At 58.2% G+C, this 17,113-nt stretch carries 15 protein-coding genes; 10 read left to right on the forward strand and 5 right to left on the reverse strand.

Annotation, left to right across the window (positions count from 1 at the left end; all coding sequences use genetic code 11):
- Positions 1-15 precede the first annotated feature (15 nt).
- The 7 genes from Q1K31_RS09555 to Q1K31_RS09585 all read left to right on the forward strand — a co-directional run bounded on the left by Q1K31_RS09555 (position 16) and on the right by Q1K31_RS09585 (position 8,350).
- Positions 16-591: an NYN domain-containing protein gene (locus Q1K31_RS09555; protein WP_300379018.1), complete on the forward strand. Its 576-nt coding sequence runs from the start codon at positions 16-18 to the stop codon at positions 589-591.
- Positions 575-1,237, forward strand: coding sequence for a uracil-DNA glycosylase (locus Q1K31_RS09560; RefSeq protein WP_300379019.1), 663 nt, complete (start codon positions 575-577; stop codon positions 1,235-1,237). Before Q1K31_RS09555 ends, Q1K31_RS09560 begins: the two co-directional genes overlap by 17 nt.
- Before the next feature lie 107 nt (positions 1,238-1,344).
- Positions 1,345-3,345: a DNA topoisomerase IV subunit B gene (gene parE / locus Q1K31_RS09565; RefSeq protein ID WP_300379020.1), complete on the forward strand. Its 2,001-nt coding sequence runs from the start codon at positions 1,345-1,347 to the stop codon at positions 3,343-3,345.
- 111 nt (positions 3,346-3,456) lie between these two features.
- The gene (locus tag Q1K31_RS09570; RefSeq protein WP_300379021.1) at positions 3,457-4,377 is read left to right on the forward strand and encodes a hypothetical protein; all 921 of its coding nucleotides are present in this window, start codon (positions 3,457-3,459) and stop codon (positions 4,375-4,377) included.
- 29 nt (positions 4,378-4,406) lie between these two features.
- The gene (locus Q1K31_RS09575; RefSeq protein WP_300379022.1) at positions 4,407-5,549 is read left to right on the forward strand and encodes a GNAT family N-acetyltransferase; all 1,143 of its coding nucleotides are present in this window, start codon (positions 4,407-4,409) and stop codon (positions 5,547-5,549) included.
- Positions 5,550-5,642: 93 nt separating this feature from the next.
- Entirely contained in the window at positions 5,643-7,088 is a 1,446-nt protein-coding gene (locus Q1K31_RS09580; protein WP_367187555.1) for an amidohydrolase, read from the forward strand.
- Positions 7,085-8,350, forward strand: coding sequence for an amidohydrolase family protein (locus Q1K31_RS09585; RefSeq protein ID WP_300379024.1), 1,266 nt, complete (start codon positions 7,085-7,087; stop codon positions 8,348-8,350). Before Q1K31_RS09580 ends, Q1K31_RS09585 begins: the two co-directional genes overlap by 4 nt.
- An 8-nt stretch (positions 8,351-8,358) precedes the next feature.
- On the opposite strand, the gene Q1K31_RS09590 is transcribed toward Q1K31_RS09585, so the two are convergent.
- Positions 8,359-9,171 (reverse strand): NUDIX domain-containing protein, encoded by an 813-nt coding sequence (locus Q1K31_RS09590; protein ID WP_300379025.1) that lies wholly within the window; start codon positions 9,169-9,171, stop codon positions 8,359-8,361.
- 118 nt (positions 9,172-9,289) lie between these two features.
- Here Q1K31_RS09590 and Q1K31_RS09595 point away from each other — a divergent pair, with 118 nt between their 5' ends.
- Positions 9,290-9,976, forward strand: coding sequence for an EAL domain-containing protein (locus Q1K31_RS09595; RefSeq protein ID WP_300379026.1), 687 nt, complete (start codon positions 9,290-9,292; stop codon positions 9,974-9,976).
- 2 nt (positions 9,977-9,978) lie between these two features.
- On the opposite strand, the gene Q1K31_RS09600 is transcribed toward Q1K31_RS09595, so the two are convergent.
- Positions 9,979-11,151 carry a DUF2336 domain-containing protein gene (locus Q1K31_RS09600; RefSeq protein WP_300379027.1) on the reverse strand — a complete coding sequence of 391 codons (1,173 nt, stop codon included), beginning with the start codon at positions 11,149-11,151 and terminating at the stop codon, positions 9,979-9,981.
- Positions 11,152-11,265: 114 nt separating this feature from the next.
- Between Q1K31_RS09600 and Q1K31_RS09605 the strand changes: the two genes are divergently transcribed.
- The gene (locus Q1K31_RS09605; RefSeq protein WP_300379028.1) at positions 11,266-12,477 is read left to right on the forward strand and encodes a CaiB/BaiF CoA-transferase family protein; all 1,212 of its coding nucleotides are present in this window, start codon (positions 11,266-11,268) and stop codon (positions 12,475-12,477) included.
- Here Q1K31_RS09605 and Q1K31_RS09610 read toward each other — a convergent pair.
- Positions 12,435-15,167 carry a M1 family metallopeptidase gene (locus Q1K31_RS09610; protein ID WP_300379029.1) on the reverse strand — a complete coding sequence of 911 codons (2,733 nt, stop codon included), beginning with the start codon at positions 15,165-15,167 and terminating at the stop codon, positions 12,435-12,437. The two genes, Q1K31_RS09605 and Q1K31_RS09610, sit on opposite strands and share 43 nt — an antisense overlap.
- A 138-nt stretch (positions 15,168-15,305) precedes the next feature.
- Here Q1K31_RS09610 and xth point away from each other — a divergent pair, with 138 nt between their 5' ends.
- Positions 15,306-16,085, forward strand: a complete 780-nt coding sequence (gene xth, locus Q1K31_RS09615) for an exodeoxyribonuclease III (RefSeq protein WP_300379030.1) — start codon at positions 15,306-15,308, stop codon at positions 16,083-16,085.
- 12 nt (positions 16,086-16,097) lie between these two features.
- Here xth and Q1K31_RS09620 read toward each other — a convergent pair whose 3' ends face one another.
- Together Q1K31_RS09620 and Q1K31_RS09625 are read right to left on the reverse strand one after the other, a co-directional pair.
- Complete coding sequence (locus Q1K31_RS09620; RefSeq protein ID WP_300379031.1) at positions 16,098-16,478, reverse strand: hypothetical protein; 381 nt, start codon at positions 16,476-16,478, stop codon at positions 16,098-16,100.
- 93 nt (positions 16,479-16,571) lie between these two features.
- Positions 16,572-17,113 (reverse strand): dihydroxy-acid dehydratase (locus Q1K31_RS09625; RefSeq protein ID WP_300379032.1); only part of this gene is annotated, 542 nt, incomplete at its 5' end.

The following is a 17,113-nucleotide window of genomic DNA, read 5'->3' on the forward strand; positions in this document are numbered from 1 at the left end:
TGCGGATTTTCTGAAATGGCCTTCTACAAGGATGAACGCCTTGCGCTCTTCATAGATGGCGCGGGCCTCTACACCACAGCCCGGGCACTGAACCTCGAAATCGATTTCAGGAAACTTCTTTCTGACTTCGAAGACCGTGGCCGCCTGCTCCGCGCCAATTACTACACCACGATCGTGGAGAGCGACGAGTACAGCCCCATTCGCCCGCTCGTGGACTGGCTCGCATATAATGGCTTCAACGTGGTCAAGAAGGCGGCCAGGGAATTCACAGACCGGGAGGGCCGCCGGCGCGTGCGTGGAAACATGAATGTCGAACTCGCCATAGACATGCTCAGCACCGCCCCGCATGTCGACCATATCGTCCTGTTTGCAGGCGACGGGGACTTTCGCCGGGCTGTCGAGGCAAGCAAGGCCGCAGGCGCGCGCGTCACTGTTATCTCCTCCATCAAGGGCCAGCCCCAGACAGTTGCTGATGACCTTCGCCGCGAAGCCGATACATTCATTGACCTTGCCGATATGGCAAAGCTGATCGCGCGCCCGCGCCGCGATGGGGATGAAAATAAAGCCAGCGACGATGACGACTATGATTGAAGTGCCGCACGGCAAGCCGGAAGCCCCGGCAGATTGCACCCTTTGCCCGCGTCTCGTGGCTTACAGGGAAGAAAATGCGCGCAAGCATCCCGACTGGTTCAACGGCGCGGTGCCATCCTTCGGCGATGAGAAAGCCTCCTTGCTCATCGTCGGCCTCGCCCCCGGCGTCACCGGCGCAAACAAGACCGGCCGTCCATTTACGGGCGACTGGGCGGGAGACCTGCTTTATGCCACGACGGACAAATTCGGGTTTTCGACTGGTGACTACGCCGCCCACCCTGATGACGGGCTCGAACTGACAGGCGCCATGATCACCAATGCCGTGCGGTGCGTCCCCCCGGCGAACAAGCCGGTCGGCGCCGAGGTCAATCAGTGTCGCCCTTTCCTGCGAAACCGTATTGCCGCCCTGCCGAACCTGAAGGTCATTCTCTGTCTTGGCAAAATCGCCCACGACTCAACCGTGCGTACGCTCTCGCTGAAATTGCGTGATCACCCCTTCAGCCATGCCAGTGAATACCCGCTAGAGAGCGGCGTTACACTGCTTTCAAGCTATCACTGCTCCCGTTACAATACGAACACCAGACGCCTTACACCTGAGATGTTCGAATCAGTGTTTGATCGTGCCCGTACGATTATTTCCGGCTGAAAGATCTGCGAATTGAGACGCCGACAGGCAGCAGTGTGCTAAAACACTTTCGCCTGTCATTGTAATTCGTATCATTCCACTGAGTCGGTCTAGACAGGGGCTTCCAAATGGCAATTTCAAACCAAGCACACCTGTTCGACGACATGACGCCTGACCAATCCGGATATTCCGCGAAGGATATCGAGGTCCTCGAGGGACTTGAGCCTGTTCGCATGCGCCCTGGCATGTACATCGGCGGTACGGACGAACGCGCCTATCATCACCTTTTCGCCGAAGTGCTCGACAACGCCATGGATGAAGCCGTGGCCGGCCATGCAAGCCGAATCGAGGTTCACCTCGCCGAGGATGGCTATCTGACTGTTGTCGATAATGGCCGCGGCATTCCCGTGGATCCACACCCGAAATTTCCGGAAAAGTCAGCGCTGGAAGTCATCATGACAACGCTGCACTCCGGCGGGAAATTCACTGACAAGGCGTATGCCACCGCGGGCGGCCTTCACGGGGTCGGTATCTCTGTCGTCAATGCCCTTTCGGAGCGGGTCGAGGTTGAAGTGGCCCGTGATCGCAAACTCTATGTCCAGTCCTTTGAACGTGGCCGCGTGGCAGGCCCGGTCGAACTCAAGGGCGCTGCACCGAACCGGCGTGGAACAAGCGTTCGCTTCCGGCCAGATATGGAAATCTTCGGTGAAAAGCTCCGCTTCCGGCCATCCCGGCTGTTCCAGATGGCACGCTCCAAGGCGTATCTCTATCGCGGTGTGGAAGTCCGCTGGAGCTGTGATGAAGCGCTCCTGCCGGAAGACTCAAAAATTCCAGAGGAAGCCGTTCTAAGCTATCCAAACGGCCTTGCCGACCAGCTTGAAGAAGTCTTCGACGGCAAGGACACGATTACCGCAGACGCATTTTCCGGGCTCGTCGAAACCGATGAGGGAAAAGTGGAATGGGCAATTGCCTGGACGGCCTCTGGCTTTGGCGATGCGGACGGGTTTTCCCGGTCTTACTGCAATACCATCCCGACACCAGATGGCGGCACACACGAAGCAGGCCTGCGCTCTGCCATCACAAAGGGTCTGCGCAACTATGGTGAGCTGACGGGCCAGAAAAAGGCCAACACCATCACAGCTGATGACGTCATGTCATATGCAGGCATCTTGCTGTCCGTCTTTGTCCGAAACCCGGAATTTGTCGGCCAGACCAAGGACAAGCTGTCGACCACAGCCGCCTTCCGCCTTGTCGAGAATGCGGTGCGGGACCGGTTCGACCACTGGCTGGCGGCCAGTCCGAAAGAATCCGACAAACTGCTCAACTGGGCGATGGAACGCGCAGACGAACGCGCGAAACGGCGCAAAGCCAAGGAAGTCCAGCGCAAGTCCGCCACCAAGAGGCTACGGCTGCCAGGCAAGCTCGCCGATTGTTCTTCCAACGGGCCAGAAAATACCGAGCTTTTCATCGTTGAGGGGGACTCCGCTGGCGGCTCTGCAAAACAGGCACGCAACCGGGCGACACAGGCCATCCTGCCGCTTCGAGGCAAGATTCTGAACGTCGCTTCCGCATCAAGTGACAAGCTTGAGAAGAACCAGGAGCTTTCAGACCTGATGCTGGCGCTTGGCACAGGCCTGCGCACAAAATTCAGTATTGATGACCTGCGCTATGAACGCGTCATCATCATGACGGACGCTGACGTCGATGGCGCCCACATTGCTTCGCTCCTGATCACCTTCTTCTACCAGATGACGCCGGGCCTCATCGAATCCGGCCGTCTCTACATGGCGATGCCACCGCTCTACCGGCTGACTTACAAGGGCACGTCACATTATGCGATGGATGATGCCCAGAAGGCCGAAGTGCTGGAGAAAGAATTCAAGGCAAACCAGAAGGTTGATGTTGCACGGTTCAAGGGTCTTGGCGAAATGAACCCCGCCCAGCTCAAGGAAACCACGATGGATCCTTCGACCCGCATGCTGGCCAGGATCACCCTGCCCGACTCCATCGATGCCCTGACGGAGCTTCGCCCGGCCGAGCTAATCGATACGCTGATGGGCAAGAAAGCAGAGCACCGCTTCCGTTTTATTCAGGAAAACGCGCACTTCGCAGCAGATCTGGATATCTAGCCGGAACACATTTCTTCCGGCCTGAAATTTGCTCACCTTTCAGATGAATGTAGCGCTTGCCTTCGGTTTTGTGGCAAAGCGAAAGCATCATGTTGCAAAATGGAACAGGCCATGGCGATCCAGTGGGCAGATAATGTGAAAGATTCGTTCGGACGAACACTCGTTCCTGCCGAACACTCCTTTCATAATTCACCCCTTTTCAGCGATGCTGCACTGGCCGCCCTGCTTGATATGTACCCGCGTGAGCATCTTGGCATCTGGACGTTCGCTGAACATGGCGAAGGCGAAGAAGCGCCAGTACGTGGCGAAGCGCCGGGTCTTTCCGGAGAAGAACTACTGGATGCCGTACGCAGCGGCCGGATATGGCTGAACCTGCGCGCGGTAAACCATCGTGTCAGTGATTATGCCGGACTCTCTGACACCATTTTCGACAGTCTGCAGACTGCGACGGGGCACCGAATTTTCAAGCGCGATATGGGCGTCTTGATTTCCTCGCCGAATGTCCATGTCCACTACCATCTCGACATCCCCATGGTCACTCTCTTTCAGGTCCGTGGCCAGAAGACCGTCTGGTTCTATCCTCCGACAAGCAGGTTTGCACCGGATGAAAAAGTCGAGGCCATTGTCCTTAAGGAACAGGAAGAAGGTCTCGCCTTCAGCAATGACTTCGAGGCCGACGCCAGAGAAATTCTGATGAAGCCCGGCATGGCCGTAAGTTGGCCACAGACCGCTCCTCACCGGGTATCCAATGGCGGTATGATGAATGTGTCACTATCGTGCGAATTCATGACGCTTCCGGCTCTGCTGCGCGCGAATGCTCTTTATGCCAACGGTCGCTTGCGCCGCCGCTTTGGTGCCCACCCGAAGCGACCAGACCGGGTCGACGCAACCACGCTCGGCAAGGCTGCCCTCGCCAGAATCCTGAAAAAAATTGCCCGCGAACCGCGTGCGAACACACCCACGCCACCGACATTTCAGATTGATCCCTCGGCACCTGGATATACCCGTATGCTCGACCGGACTCTACGCTGATGAGGGGGAAGGCCCCGACGGATGCAGCAATGCATTTCCAGATTGCACATTATGAGCATCTGTCAGCGGCGGACGTCGAACAATGGCGCAATTTATCTCGCCAGCACCCCGACTATGACAGCGCCCTGCTGACTCCGGAATTCTCAGAGGTCATCTCACAAATACGCAAGGATGTGCGCATAGTTCTGGCACGCAGTGGCGACACGATCGTAGCGCTGCTTCCCGTTCACCTTCGCCCCGATGGCCTGGCAAGGCCCATCGGCGCGCCATTCTGCGACTATTCCGGGCCTCTACTGGAGAAGAGCTCTCCCGTGTTGCCGTTCGAGCTTGTCCGCCAGGCCGGGATCGCAGCCTTCGCCAGCCCTGCGATGCCTGACCCCTGGGACATGAGCTCGCCAGAGATATCCGTGACAGAGCGTGACGGTCTGCTTGATAATCACATCATTCGCAGTGGAAACCTCGACAGTACAACACTTCTCGAAGCCCAGCGCGCCCGACACCCGAAGCGTTTCAAGAACTTCCGGCGTTTGCGCAGCCAGGTTGAACGGGAGGTCGGTCCACTGCGCTATGAGTGGGGCCGTCCGCGGCCTGAGGTGCTGGATCAGCTATTGAAGTACAAGCAGGAACAGTATCGCAAGTCCGGTCTTGTCGACCTTACGACCGCAACGGAGCCAGCGCGCATTCTTAATGCTGTCGCAAGCAGCAAGCATGCGTTCCAGACAAGTTTGTGGCTCGGCGAGACCCTGCTGAGCGGTCACTTCGGAATTCGTGTTGGCACCTCATTTCACCCCTGGATCGCAGCCTTCAACCCGGCCTACAGTCAGTATTCACCCGGCAACCTGCTCTTGTTGCAGGTGTTGGAGACAATGCACGAGATGGGGCTGGAGACTTATGATCTTGCCAACGGCCATGATCATTACAAGAAGTATTTTGCTAATGGGACTCGGCCAGCAAAACCCATTTTCATCGCCGGGACGGGCATTCACGCCTGGCGCCAGGCTGCCAACCGTTACGTCTGGCAGATACTGGGCGCCAACTCCCCTGCCGGGATCACCGCCCGCCTGAGACGCCGTATGGAGCAGATTGCCGTCAGTGAATTCCAGGCAATTCCCCGGATACGCGAATTCATCTACGCCGTTGCGACGCGGTCTACTCTCCGGCGCAAACACTGAAGCGTTCTTCCAGGCGTCTTGTGGGCTTTCCCATTGAAACTTGAGACAAACCAAGCAGAATAGTTATCAGGTTTTACTCTCAGAGGGGCTTTGATGAGGATAGTTTTGCGATCGGCAACCGTAGCTGCGATCACGTTAGGGCTCGTGGCCTGTAATGGCTCGGACTCCCCCGGAAATGCTTCAAACGACGAGACGGCGACGTCAGAGACTGGTGATACCGCCAAGCCGTTTGACAAGGACCCTTATCCGTCCACTTACACGCCCTATCCTTCCCAGCCCGTTCTTCTGCGAAATGCCACGGTCTATGACGGGATCGGTGGTGTGTTCGAGGAACATGATGTCCTCATCAGGGATGGCAGCATTGCCGAACTCGGCGAAAGCCTTGAAGTCGATGATGATGTCGAAGTCATCAACGCAGCCGGGAAATTCGTGACACCCGGCATTATCGACAACCACTCTCACCTTGGCGTTTATCCCTCACCGGGCGTCAGCGCCCACCAGGATGGCAACGAGGTTTCGGCCCCCGTCACAGCGGAAGTCTGGGCCGAGCATGGACTCTGGCCGCAGGATCCTGGATTCACACGTGCCCTGGCGGGGGGGGTGACCTCCATGCAGATACTCCCCGGCTCCGCCAACCTGTTCGGCGGAAGGGGGGTCACGATCAAGAACGTGCTGTCACGTACCGTGCAGGGCATGAAATTTCCAGAAGCTCCCTATACGCTGAAAATGGCCTGTGGTGAGAATCCGAAACGGGTTTACGGGTATGGCGGCGGCGGTTTTCCGGGGGGCGCGCCCTATTCCCGCATGGGCAATGTCGCCGGTTACCGGTCCTCCTGGATCGAGGCACAGGAATACAAGCGTAAATGGGACGCGTGGGAAGAAGACGGTGAAGGTGACATGCCGGGCCGCGACCTTGAGCTCGACACCCTCAAGGGTGTTCTGGAGGGCGATATCCTCGTCCACATGCACTGTTACCGCGCCGATGAAATGGCGCAGGTCATCGATATGTCGAAGGAGTTCGGTTACAAGGTCACCTCCTTCCATCACGCAGTCGAAAGCTACAAGATCGCCGACAGGCTGGCGGAAGAGAAAATCTGTTCGTCCATGTGGGCGGACTGGTGGGGCTTCAAGATGGAAGCCTATGACGGGATCCGCGAGAATATCCCGCTCGTACATGAGGCAGGCGCTTGCGCCATCGTCCATTCCGATAGCGACATTGGCATACAGAGGCTCAATCAGGAGGCTGCGAAAGCCTTGGCCGACGGCAGGCGCGCAGGCCTGGATATTTCCAAGGCTGACGCCTGGACATGGCTGTCAGCAAACCCGGCAAAATCACTCGGCATTTTTGACAAGACGGGCTCGCTTGAGGCTGGCAAGGATGGCGATATCGTCGTCTGGTCGGCTGATCCGTTCAGCGTCTATGCGCAAGCTGAAAAAGTCTTCATTGATGGAGCCCTCATGTTTGACCGCACCGATTCCAGCCTCATGCCTGTTACCGATTTTGAACTCGGCCAGCCCGGTGAAGGAGACATGAAATGATCAGATCAACTCTCGCTGCACTGATGGCCACCGTATCCCTGGGCTATATGGCTCAGGCTCAGTCCGTCACTGTAACAAATGCAAAGCTCTGGACCGGCAACGAGGTTGTTGAAGACGCCACGGTCGTCATCACGGACGGGACTGTCGTGTCGGCGGGGGCAGATATTACCCTTCCCGAAGACGCACAGCCCCTTGATGCCGAAGGCGCATGGGTCACACCGGGCATTTTCTCGGCTTTCAGCCGGACCGGTATTGTCGAAGTTGGTGCGGAAACAACGACCAATGACACGCTTGCCCCGCAATCTACCTTTGGGGCCGCGCTGGACATGGCCGATGCGTTCAACCCCAATGCCACAACTGTGCCTGTCACACGCATAGAAGGGGTTACGCGGATCGCTGTTGCGCCCGGTTTTGGATCCGGCATGTTTGGCGGGCGGGGCTTGATAGCCGATACGAGTGGCGATGCGAACTCTGTTACGGCATCCCAGGCATTCAGCTTCATAAATATCGGTGAAGGCGGGGCTGCGCTCACAGGGGGCTCACGACCGGCGACATGGGCGACGCTTCGTGGCGCACTGGAAGACGCCCGCACCTATCCGGCCCGCTATAACGCCCTTGAGGATGGTGACGTCCTGAATCGTCTGGATGCCGCCGCACTCGCACCAGCCAGTCGCGGCCAGCAGCTTCTCCTGATAGCCGCCAGCCGGGCAAGCGACCTGCGCAACGTGATCGCACTCAAGGAAGAGAACCCGCAGCTCAATATCGCGCTTGTCGGCGCACATGAGGGCTGGATGGTCGCAGAAGAGCTCGCGGCTGCAGACATCCCCGTGATCATCGATCCATATGCCAACCTGCCTGGCCGCTTCGAATCACTCGGGGCCACACAGCACAATGCCGAGCGCCTTATTGATGCCGGCGTTACGACAGCACTGGCCTATCTCGATGATGATAGTCATCAGGCCCGCCTCGTACTGCAAAGTGCCGGCAACGCCGTGGCGAATGGGGTCTCGCATGACAATGCACTGCGTGCGATCACATCGGCACCGGCCGACATCTTTGGCATGGATGGCCTCGGCACGGTTGAACCGGGCAGCCGTGGCGACCTCGTCATCTGGGATGGCGATCCGCTTGATGTCATGAGTGCACCGGTCTCGGTCTTTATCGATGGCGTGGAGCAATCTCTGGAAAGCCGTCAGACAGAGCTTCGGGACCGATATCTCACCCTGGACGAAAGTGAGCGTCCTCTCGCCTACAGGCGCTAGGAAATTCCCTAGCTTTTGGCGACGTTCGAGACGCGCTCAATCGGCTCTGTTGTCTGCATGTACCCGGCCTCGGCAGGTATATGCAGACAAGGCGTCCCCTGCTCATCCTTTCCCATGACGGGTAAAACTGTCACCACGTCTTCTTTTTCAAACCGGTTGATCGCGGTCGGAACGCTTTGCGTTTCAGCAAGCTTTCCAAGGTTCATCCGGGTCGGAAAGATGATCGTCGCCTCGCCGGCCTTTTCCATATCCAGGGCCAGCTGAGGCGACAGCCAGACCGCCTCCGTCGTCTCCCGCCCGTCATGCGTGGCTAGCTGTTCCGGCGGTGTCGGAGCGAGATAAAAATGCGTATCGAAACGCTTCGGCATCATGTCCGGGGTGATCCAGTGGCCGAAATGCACAAGCGTGTCGAGTGCAAGCACAAGTCCATTGTCGCGTATCAGCTCAAGGAAGCTTGCCTCCCGTCGGTCAACAGGCCCCCGAAACGCCGCGAGCGCATCGGCGACATCATTTGAGACAAGTTCCGCATCCGTCCCACGCGCGTCGCGGTTACGGGCCAGAAGCACGCCTGTCTCTTCAAAAGCTTCACGAATTGCAGCCACTCGCGCAGCGCGCTCCGCACCGCTGTAATCGCCATCGGATAGATCATCCCACGCATCGGAAGCATCTTCCTCATGAGCCTTTCCGCCTGGAAAGACGAGCGCACCTGCAGCAAAGTCGATCTCGTAGTGGCGTTTGACCATGAGGACCTGAAGGTCCGGCGCATCGCGCAGGAGAAGTATGGTCGCGGACAGGCGCGGATCGGCAGCTGATTGGCTCAAGGGGCGTCCTCCAGAATTTCTGACAAATTTGCCGTAAATCAAAGCGGTCTCGTGCGCCGGATTTCAACATTGTCTTTGTAGAGCAATTTCACCCGACAATCACAGAGACAGGTGTTACATGCAACACGCCAGAATGCGCGTTCACTCAACCAGCCCGGTCAAAGCGGCACCACCCCGCCTCAGATTTGAGCCAGTTGTACACCTTGTGAAAGGCGACGTGGCCTGCACCCTCGCCGAGTCGCCCAAGCGTTTCGAAGAACTCGCTGCGTTTGGGCCGTCGGGTCTTGTTTCCGAGGCCGCTGGCCCGGCTGAATGGCTGGCAAACCAGATTGAGGATGCGGCCATGTATGCGCGGGTCAACGACATCGCCATACGTCCCATCCATCTTGAAGCCCCCGTTGCAGCGATGATGCATCCAGACACGCCCGTGGCCTGCGAGGCAGCTGTAGCACGCAGCCGCTTGTTGCCCCAGGAAATCTGCATCGAAGTCAGCGATTCCTCTCTGGCACAGTCCCGGAATGATGTGCTGAAGAGCATTGAATCGCTGCGTCGCAAGGGGTTCCGCCTCGGTGTGAATGCTACACAGTCCTGGTCAACGCCGATGGACACGTCCCTGCGCCTGTTGCTTGATACGGTACGCATTGACGCACGTGAGCTGGACGGCAATCCCGACCTCATCGGTCGCATCGATGCCGCAGCCTGTTGCGGCATGTCCGTGATCGCTGAGGGCGCGCGATACCGCGATGGCGCTGAACTTGCAGAGATGGGGATCGAACTGGCGATCCGGCCGAGCACAGACGCCTAGAGCTAGGCCCTCATGTGACGGACATTGTCCGTCTGTTCTGTAGCTTCGGCCTCTGCATACTCTGAATACTGATCGAGTTTCTCGAGCAGGTAATCCAGGTCATCCTTTGGGATGGCCTGGAACTGCGTGAGCACTCGCTCGATCATGCGTGAGCGGAAACGTGCCTTGTCATTCGGCCCGCCATCAAGCTCGGTTTCGTGAAATACGTTTACCCCGGCCTTGAAGGCTGGCAGCAGTTTGCGTGGCAGACCGGCGCTGTCAAAGATCGCCGCCAGACCGCGGGGGCCTGCATCATGGATCATCAGCCAGGCCCGCTTGTGTGTAAGACCCGAAAGTTCTGCCATGGCATGCTCCACAAAGGTCATATGCCCGACGCAAAGAGCACGCATGATCAGTGAATAGGTCAGCCGGCCATTGAGGTCGAGCTGATGCACGAAATGCTGCATGTCGTGGCTGCGGTCGGCCTGCTCGACCAGGTCAATCGTGGCTCTCTCGCGCGCACCGGCAGCAAGGTCGATAGCCACCTGCGCAGGCAGTTCATGCTTGTTGACGAGCAGGTCAAAAGCCTGGCCTGATACGAGAGAAACCAGTTTCTCCGCGATATGTACCGGTATCTGCTCGCGGCGAATGATCGCATCCTTGATATCGTCGTCATCGGAAAAGCGTTCCAGCGAATGCTCATAGGCCGCATTCGTCCAGCTCGCCCCCTTGTTTCGTGCCAGCACCGTAATCGCATCTGAGGCACCATGCTCACTTATGACTTCGCATAACTGCGCGTTCACGGTTTCACGCGCTGCAATGGCAGCCTGTTTGGATGCGGTCGCGGCAAGCACAAGCTCGATAAGGTCTTCGTCAGTAAATGAGGGGGAAAATTCCAGTACAGGAAGCGCCACTGCCTCGATGTCCTGGGCCAGTTTCAAGGCCACGTCGCGCGGCAGGCGTGGAGAATTCCGCAGGGCAACAGACAGCGTACGCCGAACCAGATCAGCCGCGTCTTCGGCCAGGATCTTTATGATTTCCTCAGCATGCGTGCGCTCACTATCTGTCAGGGGGTCAGTCGCGATGCGGCGGCACAGCCGGTGAGCAATCCCCGCACGCTCTTCCGAAGTTTCCCCTGTCATCAGCCGTTCGATGTCCCCCTCGGACAATTGCGGCCGCATACTTGCAATTCCCATGTGACACGCCTTCTCTTGTGCCCGCACCTGATTTGCTGACAATTGGAGTGTGCCGGTTAATTTCCGGTTTACCAATAGCTTTGTCAGCGCAGAGAAAAGAACGAGGGAGACGGAATGCTCGAAGGCATACGCGTGATTGAATATGCGACCTATATGGCCGCACCAGGCGCCGGTAGTATATTGAGCGACTGGGGTGCAGAAGTGATCAAGATCGAACCCCCGGGTGGAGACCCGATTCGCAAGTTCTTCCGCACACTCGGTACCGATATTCAGGACAATCCGGTTTTCGATTTCGACAACCGTGGCAAGAAATCGGTCGCGCTCGATACGCGCACCGAGGAGGGACAGGCCGTCCTGCGTCAGCTGGCCGAAAGCGCAGATGTGTTCCTGACCAATGTGCGCCCCGGCGGCCTTGAACGGTCCGGGCTTGGCTATGACAGCCTCAAATCCGTCAATCCGAAACTCGTCTATTGCAGCCTGACCGGCTACGGTCTCGATGGCCCTGACGCCGATAAACCCGGCTTTGACGTGGCAAGTTTCTGGGCGCGCTCTGGGGTTGCCCGCGCCACTATTCCCAAGGGCGGTGAGCCCTTCCCTTGCCGGACTGCCTTTGGCGATCATACGACAAGTATCGCTGCAGCCGCGGGGATCTGTGCTGCCCTGGTCGAAGCCGGAAAGACCGGAAAGGGCCGTCTGGTCGAAGCGTCACTGCTGCGCACGGCCCTCTTCACGATTGGTTCGGACTTCGCCATTCAGCTCTTCTTCGGTCGGCTCGGCTCCACCAAGGCGCGGCATGAGCAGACCGTGCCGATCATGAACTTCTTCCGTACCAGTGATGAGCATTGGCTCTGCATCGTGGCACGTCAGGGGGAGTCTGACTGGGCGCCCATCTGCCGCGTCATTGGCCGTGATGACCTGATCGATGATGAACGTTTCAACTCCGCCAAGGCCCGCCGCAAGCATTCCAGGGAATGTGTCGATATCCTCGATGAAGGCTTTGCCAAGCTCACGCGTGAAGAAGCTGCCAAACGCCTCGATGAACATTCCATTGCCTGGTCGCCTGTGCAGACATTGGCTGAAGCGGCAGAGGATGTGCAGGTAAAAGCTGCTGGCGGCATCGTAGAGGTCGAATCTTCGGCCGGAGACGGCTCAACCTATTCGGCTCCCGCCTCTCCTGTCCGCTTTCCTGGCGCTGATGACGGTCCCAAGGGGCCAGCCCCCCGGTTTGGCGAGCACACACGGCAAGTGCTCTCAGCGCTTGGACGCGGTGAGAACGAAATCGCTCAGTTGCTGGAGAGCGGTGTAATCTCTACCGGCGCGAACTGAGCAAAATATGCCTTGATCTCATCGGCCTTTGCCTGCCGGAAGGCAACGCAGAGGCCGATGCTTTCCCTTGCTTCAGCCAGCGCACGCTCATACCCGGGCGCCAGTTCGCCATAGAGCTCGTACATGTCTTCAAGCTCCTGTCGGCGGGTGGTTGAGCAGAGTTCCGATGCCAGCCGCGGAGTTGCGCGTGGCCGCTGCCCCGGAATGACCTTCACAAATTCAGGAAAGTTGATCTGCAGCCAGGCCCAGGTAGCATTTTGCGTCTCGGGCTGGTCCATCTGGCCTGCTATGATCCTATAATTCTCGCGCGTTCCAAGCTCCCCTGAAAGCGTGAGCGCCAGGATATCATCGACAAGATCGACGTTATTATTCTGCCCGATTGCATAGGCAGCAGCCTGTTCGAAAGCCGGGTCGTCTATCCGGTCCATGCTTCTCAGCAACGCCTCCAGAAAAGGCTTGCCTTCTTCCTGCATTCCAATAGCGAGCGCGGTCGAAAAATCATCGCTCGTCAGCTGACGGTCGCTGTTGGACGCATCCATGCCGACATAACTTCGTGCAGCACTTGCGAACCCGGCCCTTAGCTCCGGATCCATGCCCTGACGGGCCAGGAACGTCTCGATCACCAGCTTGAGAATTTCATCATTCTCGGTCTGGGAGTCGCGGATTGCTTCAAACCGTGGCCGGAACACGCGTGCGATCTCTGCTTCAAGGCCTTCCTGAGCCTGCGGATGCCCGGCAACCAGCGGCGCGAGGGTGCGATAGGCAGCTATGGACTGCCTGACCACCTGACGCTCCGGCCGCCGCGCCCCGGCTTCCAGAATCGCCATCATGGAGGTGAGCGACATGCTCCCGGACGCATAATTTGCCTGCGCACTATCGATGGCGGTCAGCGCCTCTCCGCCGGAGAGCGAGGTGAAATTGACGGCCAGCGTTGCCCATTGCGGCTCCGAAAGTCCAAAGCGCCAATAGCCTTTCCCATCCTTGTTCGGCATGATCCATGTTGGACACCCGGCTTCTTCATCCAGGTCCATTACCGTTTCGCGGCTATCGATCATCTCGCAGTACTGGCGTGTATTCTGCGACGTGCCGGCAACCATGCAGAAGGGAATTGTCCACTCTCTCTCCCCAGTGATTGGACTGCCCATGGGCTTGTAACGGCTCTGGACAAGGCTAACGGATGGGGCACCGTCATCCGGGCAACTCAGACTCGCCTCGATAACAGGCACGCCCGAGCGTTCAACAAAGCTGCGAAACGCCTTGGTCAGGTCCGGCTCGTTGGTCTCCTGACCGATCACTTCGAAGAAGTCGGAACTGTCAGCAACCGAGTCCTCAAACCGCTTCAGGTATCGCCCCAGCGCCGGGCGAAAGGTCTGCGGCCCGAAATAGGAATCAACCATGCTGATGACGGCGAGCCCCTTGTCATACGTAATCGAGTCATAAGCGTTGCGGATATTCTCGTTACGCGCGATCGGCTCGCGCACGGCACGCGCACTCTGGAGACTGTCCAGGCGCATCGCATTCACAGCTTCGGAAACAGCATCCAGACCATATCCCCCTTCAGGTTCCAGCTCAGCGAGAACCACGCCAGTCGCCCAGCTCGAAAAGCCTTCTTTCAGCCAGAGGTCATCCCACCAGGGCGGGGTCACCAAGTCGCCGAACCACATATGCGCGATCTCGTGACTGTGAATCCCGAGAAGGGCACGCCTGGCGGCAGGGCCGCTGTTCGGGCCGAACAGGATACGGCTTTCACGGTACGTAATCGCGGCGGCAAGTTCTGTTGCCCCACTGGGCCACTGCGGTGCAGCGATTATATCGAGCTTCCTGTATGGATACGGCAGGCGCAGCTCTTCCTCGAAGAACGTGACCATAGGCTCGGTCATCATCAGCGCATAAGAGAGTTCCTCGCCCTTTCCCGCGCGCGTATAGCCGGTGAGCGGGATGGACACGTCGCGGATCTCGTTCGGCTGGAGGTCCGGGCCAGAAACCCTGTCGAACGGGCCGACGGCCAGCGAAAGCAGATAGGTGGGCAAAGGGCGCGTCCGCGCGAATGACACCTTGACCATGTCACCATCCAGCAGTTCGCGCGAAATTTCGGGAGTATTGCTGATCGCTGTGTCCGCCTCGGGAACAGTGAGCGTTATGTCGAACGGTGCCTTGTATCGCGGCTCATCAAAGCCCGGCATGAAACGGCGGGCCTGAATGCTCTCGGATTTGGCAAGCGCATAGGCGTTTCCCTGCTCATCGACCCGGAAAAGACCTGCAAGATTGGCGTCAAACTTCGCTGTATAGTCTATCGAAACCCGCACTTCGCCAGCGCCTACACGGCGGGGAAACCCGACCCAGGCGACACCAGGTGCCAGGACGTCTCTCCATACTCCCTCTGCAGGCGCATAGCCTTGCGAGGACACCATGACCTTCTTGATTTCCAGCCCCTGACCATGCAGCCAGAACCCGCGCGCCGCACGGTCTATCGCCAGGTCAATGGTCACAGTGCCGCCAAATCGCGTCCTGCGAGGATCAATTTCAAGATCAAGGTCGTAACGGGTCGGCCTTACCCCATCCGGAAGCGGGCCTCGTGGAGCTTCTTCATAAAGCTCCGCAAGGTCTGGCTGGGCTGGCTGTGGCGTTGGCCCACACGCCGCGATACCCAGAGCCACCACAAGACATACAATAATGGCAAACTGCTTCATCCAGACCTCTCCTTACGACTGAGAGTTAGCGGATTCCTTACCGTTCCGTCACCCTACCCGGTCAGGAAGTGCAGTTTCCACGCAATTTTTCTGCACCATGAATGGCGTCGAGGGCCAATTCTGCCTAAGAGACTCGCCATGAAGATCGCGACCTGGAATGTGAACTCCATCAAGGCCCGCCTGCCCACTGTGCTTGAGGTGCTGAAGACGATCGACTGCGACGTCATCTGTCTTCAGGAGATCAAGTGCGAAACGGACAACTTCCCGTACATGGAGATCGAGGAGCTCGGCTATAATTGCGCCGTGCACGGCCAGAAAAGCTATAATGGCGTTGCCCTGCTCTCAAAGTTCCCGCTTGAGGACATTGTGAAGGGCCTGCCCGGCAACGAAGATGATGACCAGGCGCGCTACATTGAGGCGCTTGTATTGTCAGACACTCCGATTCGCGTCGGCGGGCTCTACCTGCCGAACGGCAATCCTGCCCCCGGCGGTAAATATGACTATAAACTCAACTGGATGAAGCACCTCAAGGCGCATGCGCGCGCGCAGCTAAAGCTGGAGGAAGCCTTTGTTCTTGCTGGCGACTACAATGTCATTCCCCGCGACGAGGATTGCTGGGACATCGCCAGGTGGCGCGATGATGCGCTTGCCCTGCCAGAGACACGCGCAGCTTTCCGGGAACTGAAATGGCTTGGCCTTACAGAGGCTTTCGAAGCCGCTGATGGCCGTGCGCACGAATATTCCTTCTGGGACTATCAGGGCGGCGCCTGGCCCAAGGGTCATGGCATACGGATTGACCACCTGCTCCTGTCTCCCGCCGCAAGCGACCGGCTGGAGCGCGTCGAGATATACAAGACCGCCCGCGAGATAGAAAAACCGTCCGACCATGTGCCGGTTATAGCCGAACTGACAGACTAGCCCCGTCAGACGCTATTTCTTTGCACAAACCTGATTGTATCTGGCCACAGATGAATTCAGGTCCGAAACCCTGTTCTGGAGATCACGATCAAGCTTGAGTAGCTCCGATTTCAGCCCCTGATATTCGGCTTTCGCCGTCACTGCCTTCTGCGCTTCATCTTCACCAAACTGGCTCATCTGCTTTGCGGCATCCCACTCTTCGCCGGCCAGTTCGACACGCTCCTGAAGCTTGCTGCGCTCAGCCTTCAATTCCTTAGCCTCCGCCTGCCCTTCCTTGATGGACTTGGCCTGGACCGAACAACTGCCCGGACCGGTTCTCGCCAAGGCGGCCGGTGCCGTAACGATCCCAGCAGTGACAAGGAAAAGTGTTGCAGTGATTACAGGTTTCATCATGTCGGCCTTCTATCAGCTGATCCATGAAGCCTCGCTGAACAATCCGGCTATTCCTTGACGAGGTTCAGGCCACCCTGTGCCAATATGCAGGCATCAGATGTCAGCATAGACATGTCGTTCTTCGGCAAAGCCTTCATGTGTCACGGCGCCAAGATGGGCTGGGCCAACCAGCCTGGCGAACTTGGCCAGTGCACCTGAGCCATAGCGGGTCTGCTTCGGCGCCCAGTCCTTGCGGCGCGCTTCGAGCTCTGCCTCCTCGACCTCGAGATCAATACGGCCCGTCTCGGCATCAATCGAGATCATGTCGCCGTCCTGGATCAGCCCGATCGGACCACCAGCCTGCGCTTCCGGGCCGACATGACCGATACAGAAGCCGCGCGTCGCGCCCGAGAAGCGGCCATCGGTAATGAGGGCAACCTTGTCACCCATGCCCTGCCCATAGATCGCAGCCGTCGTCGAGAGCATCTCACGCATACCCGGGCCACCCTTGGCACCTTCATAACGGATGATCAGAACGTCACCAGCCTTGTAGTCGCGCTCAGAGACGGCCTTGAAGCAGGCCTCTTCGCCATCGAAGACTCGGGCAGGCCCACGGAACTGAAGGTTCGACAGGCCGGCAACTTTCACAATTGCCC

The sequence above is a fragment of the Henriciella sp. genome, assembly GCF_029936995.1.
GTDB lineage: Bacteria > Pseudomonadota > Alphaproteobacteria > Caulobacterales > Hyphomonadaceae > Henriciella.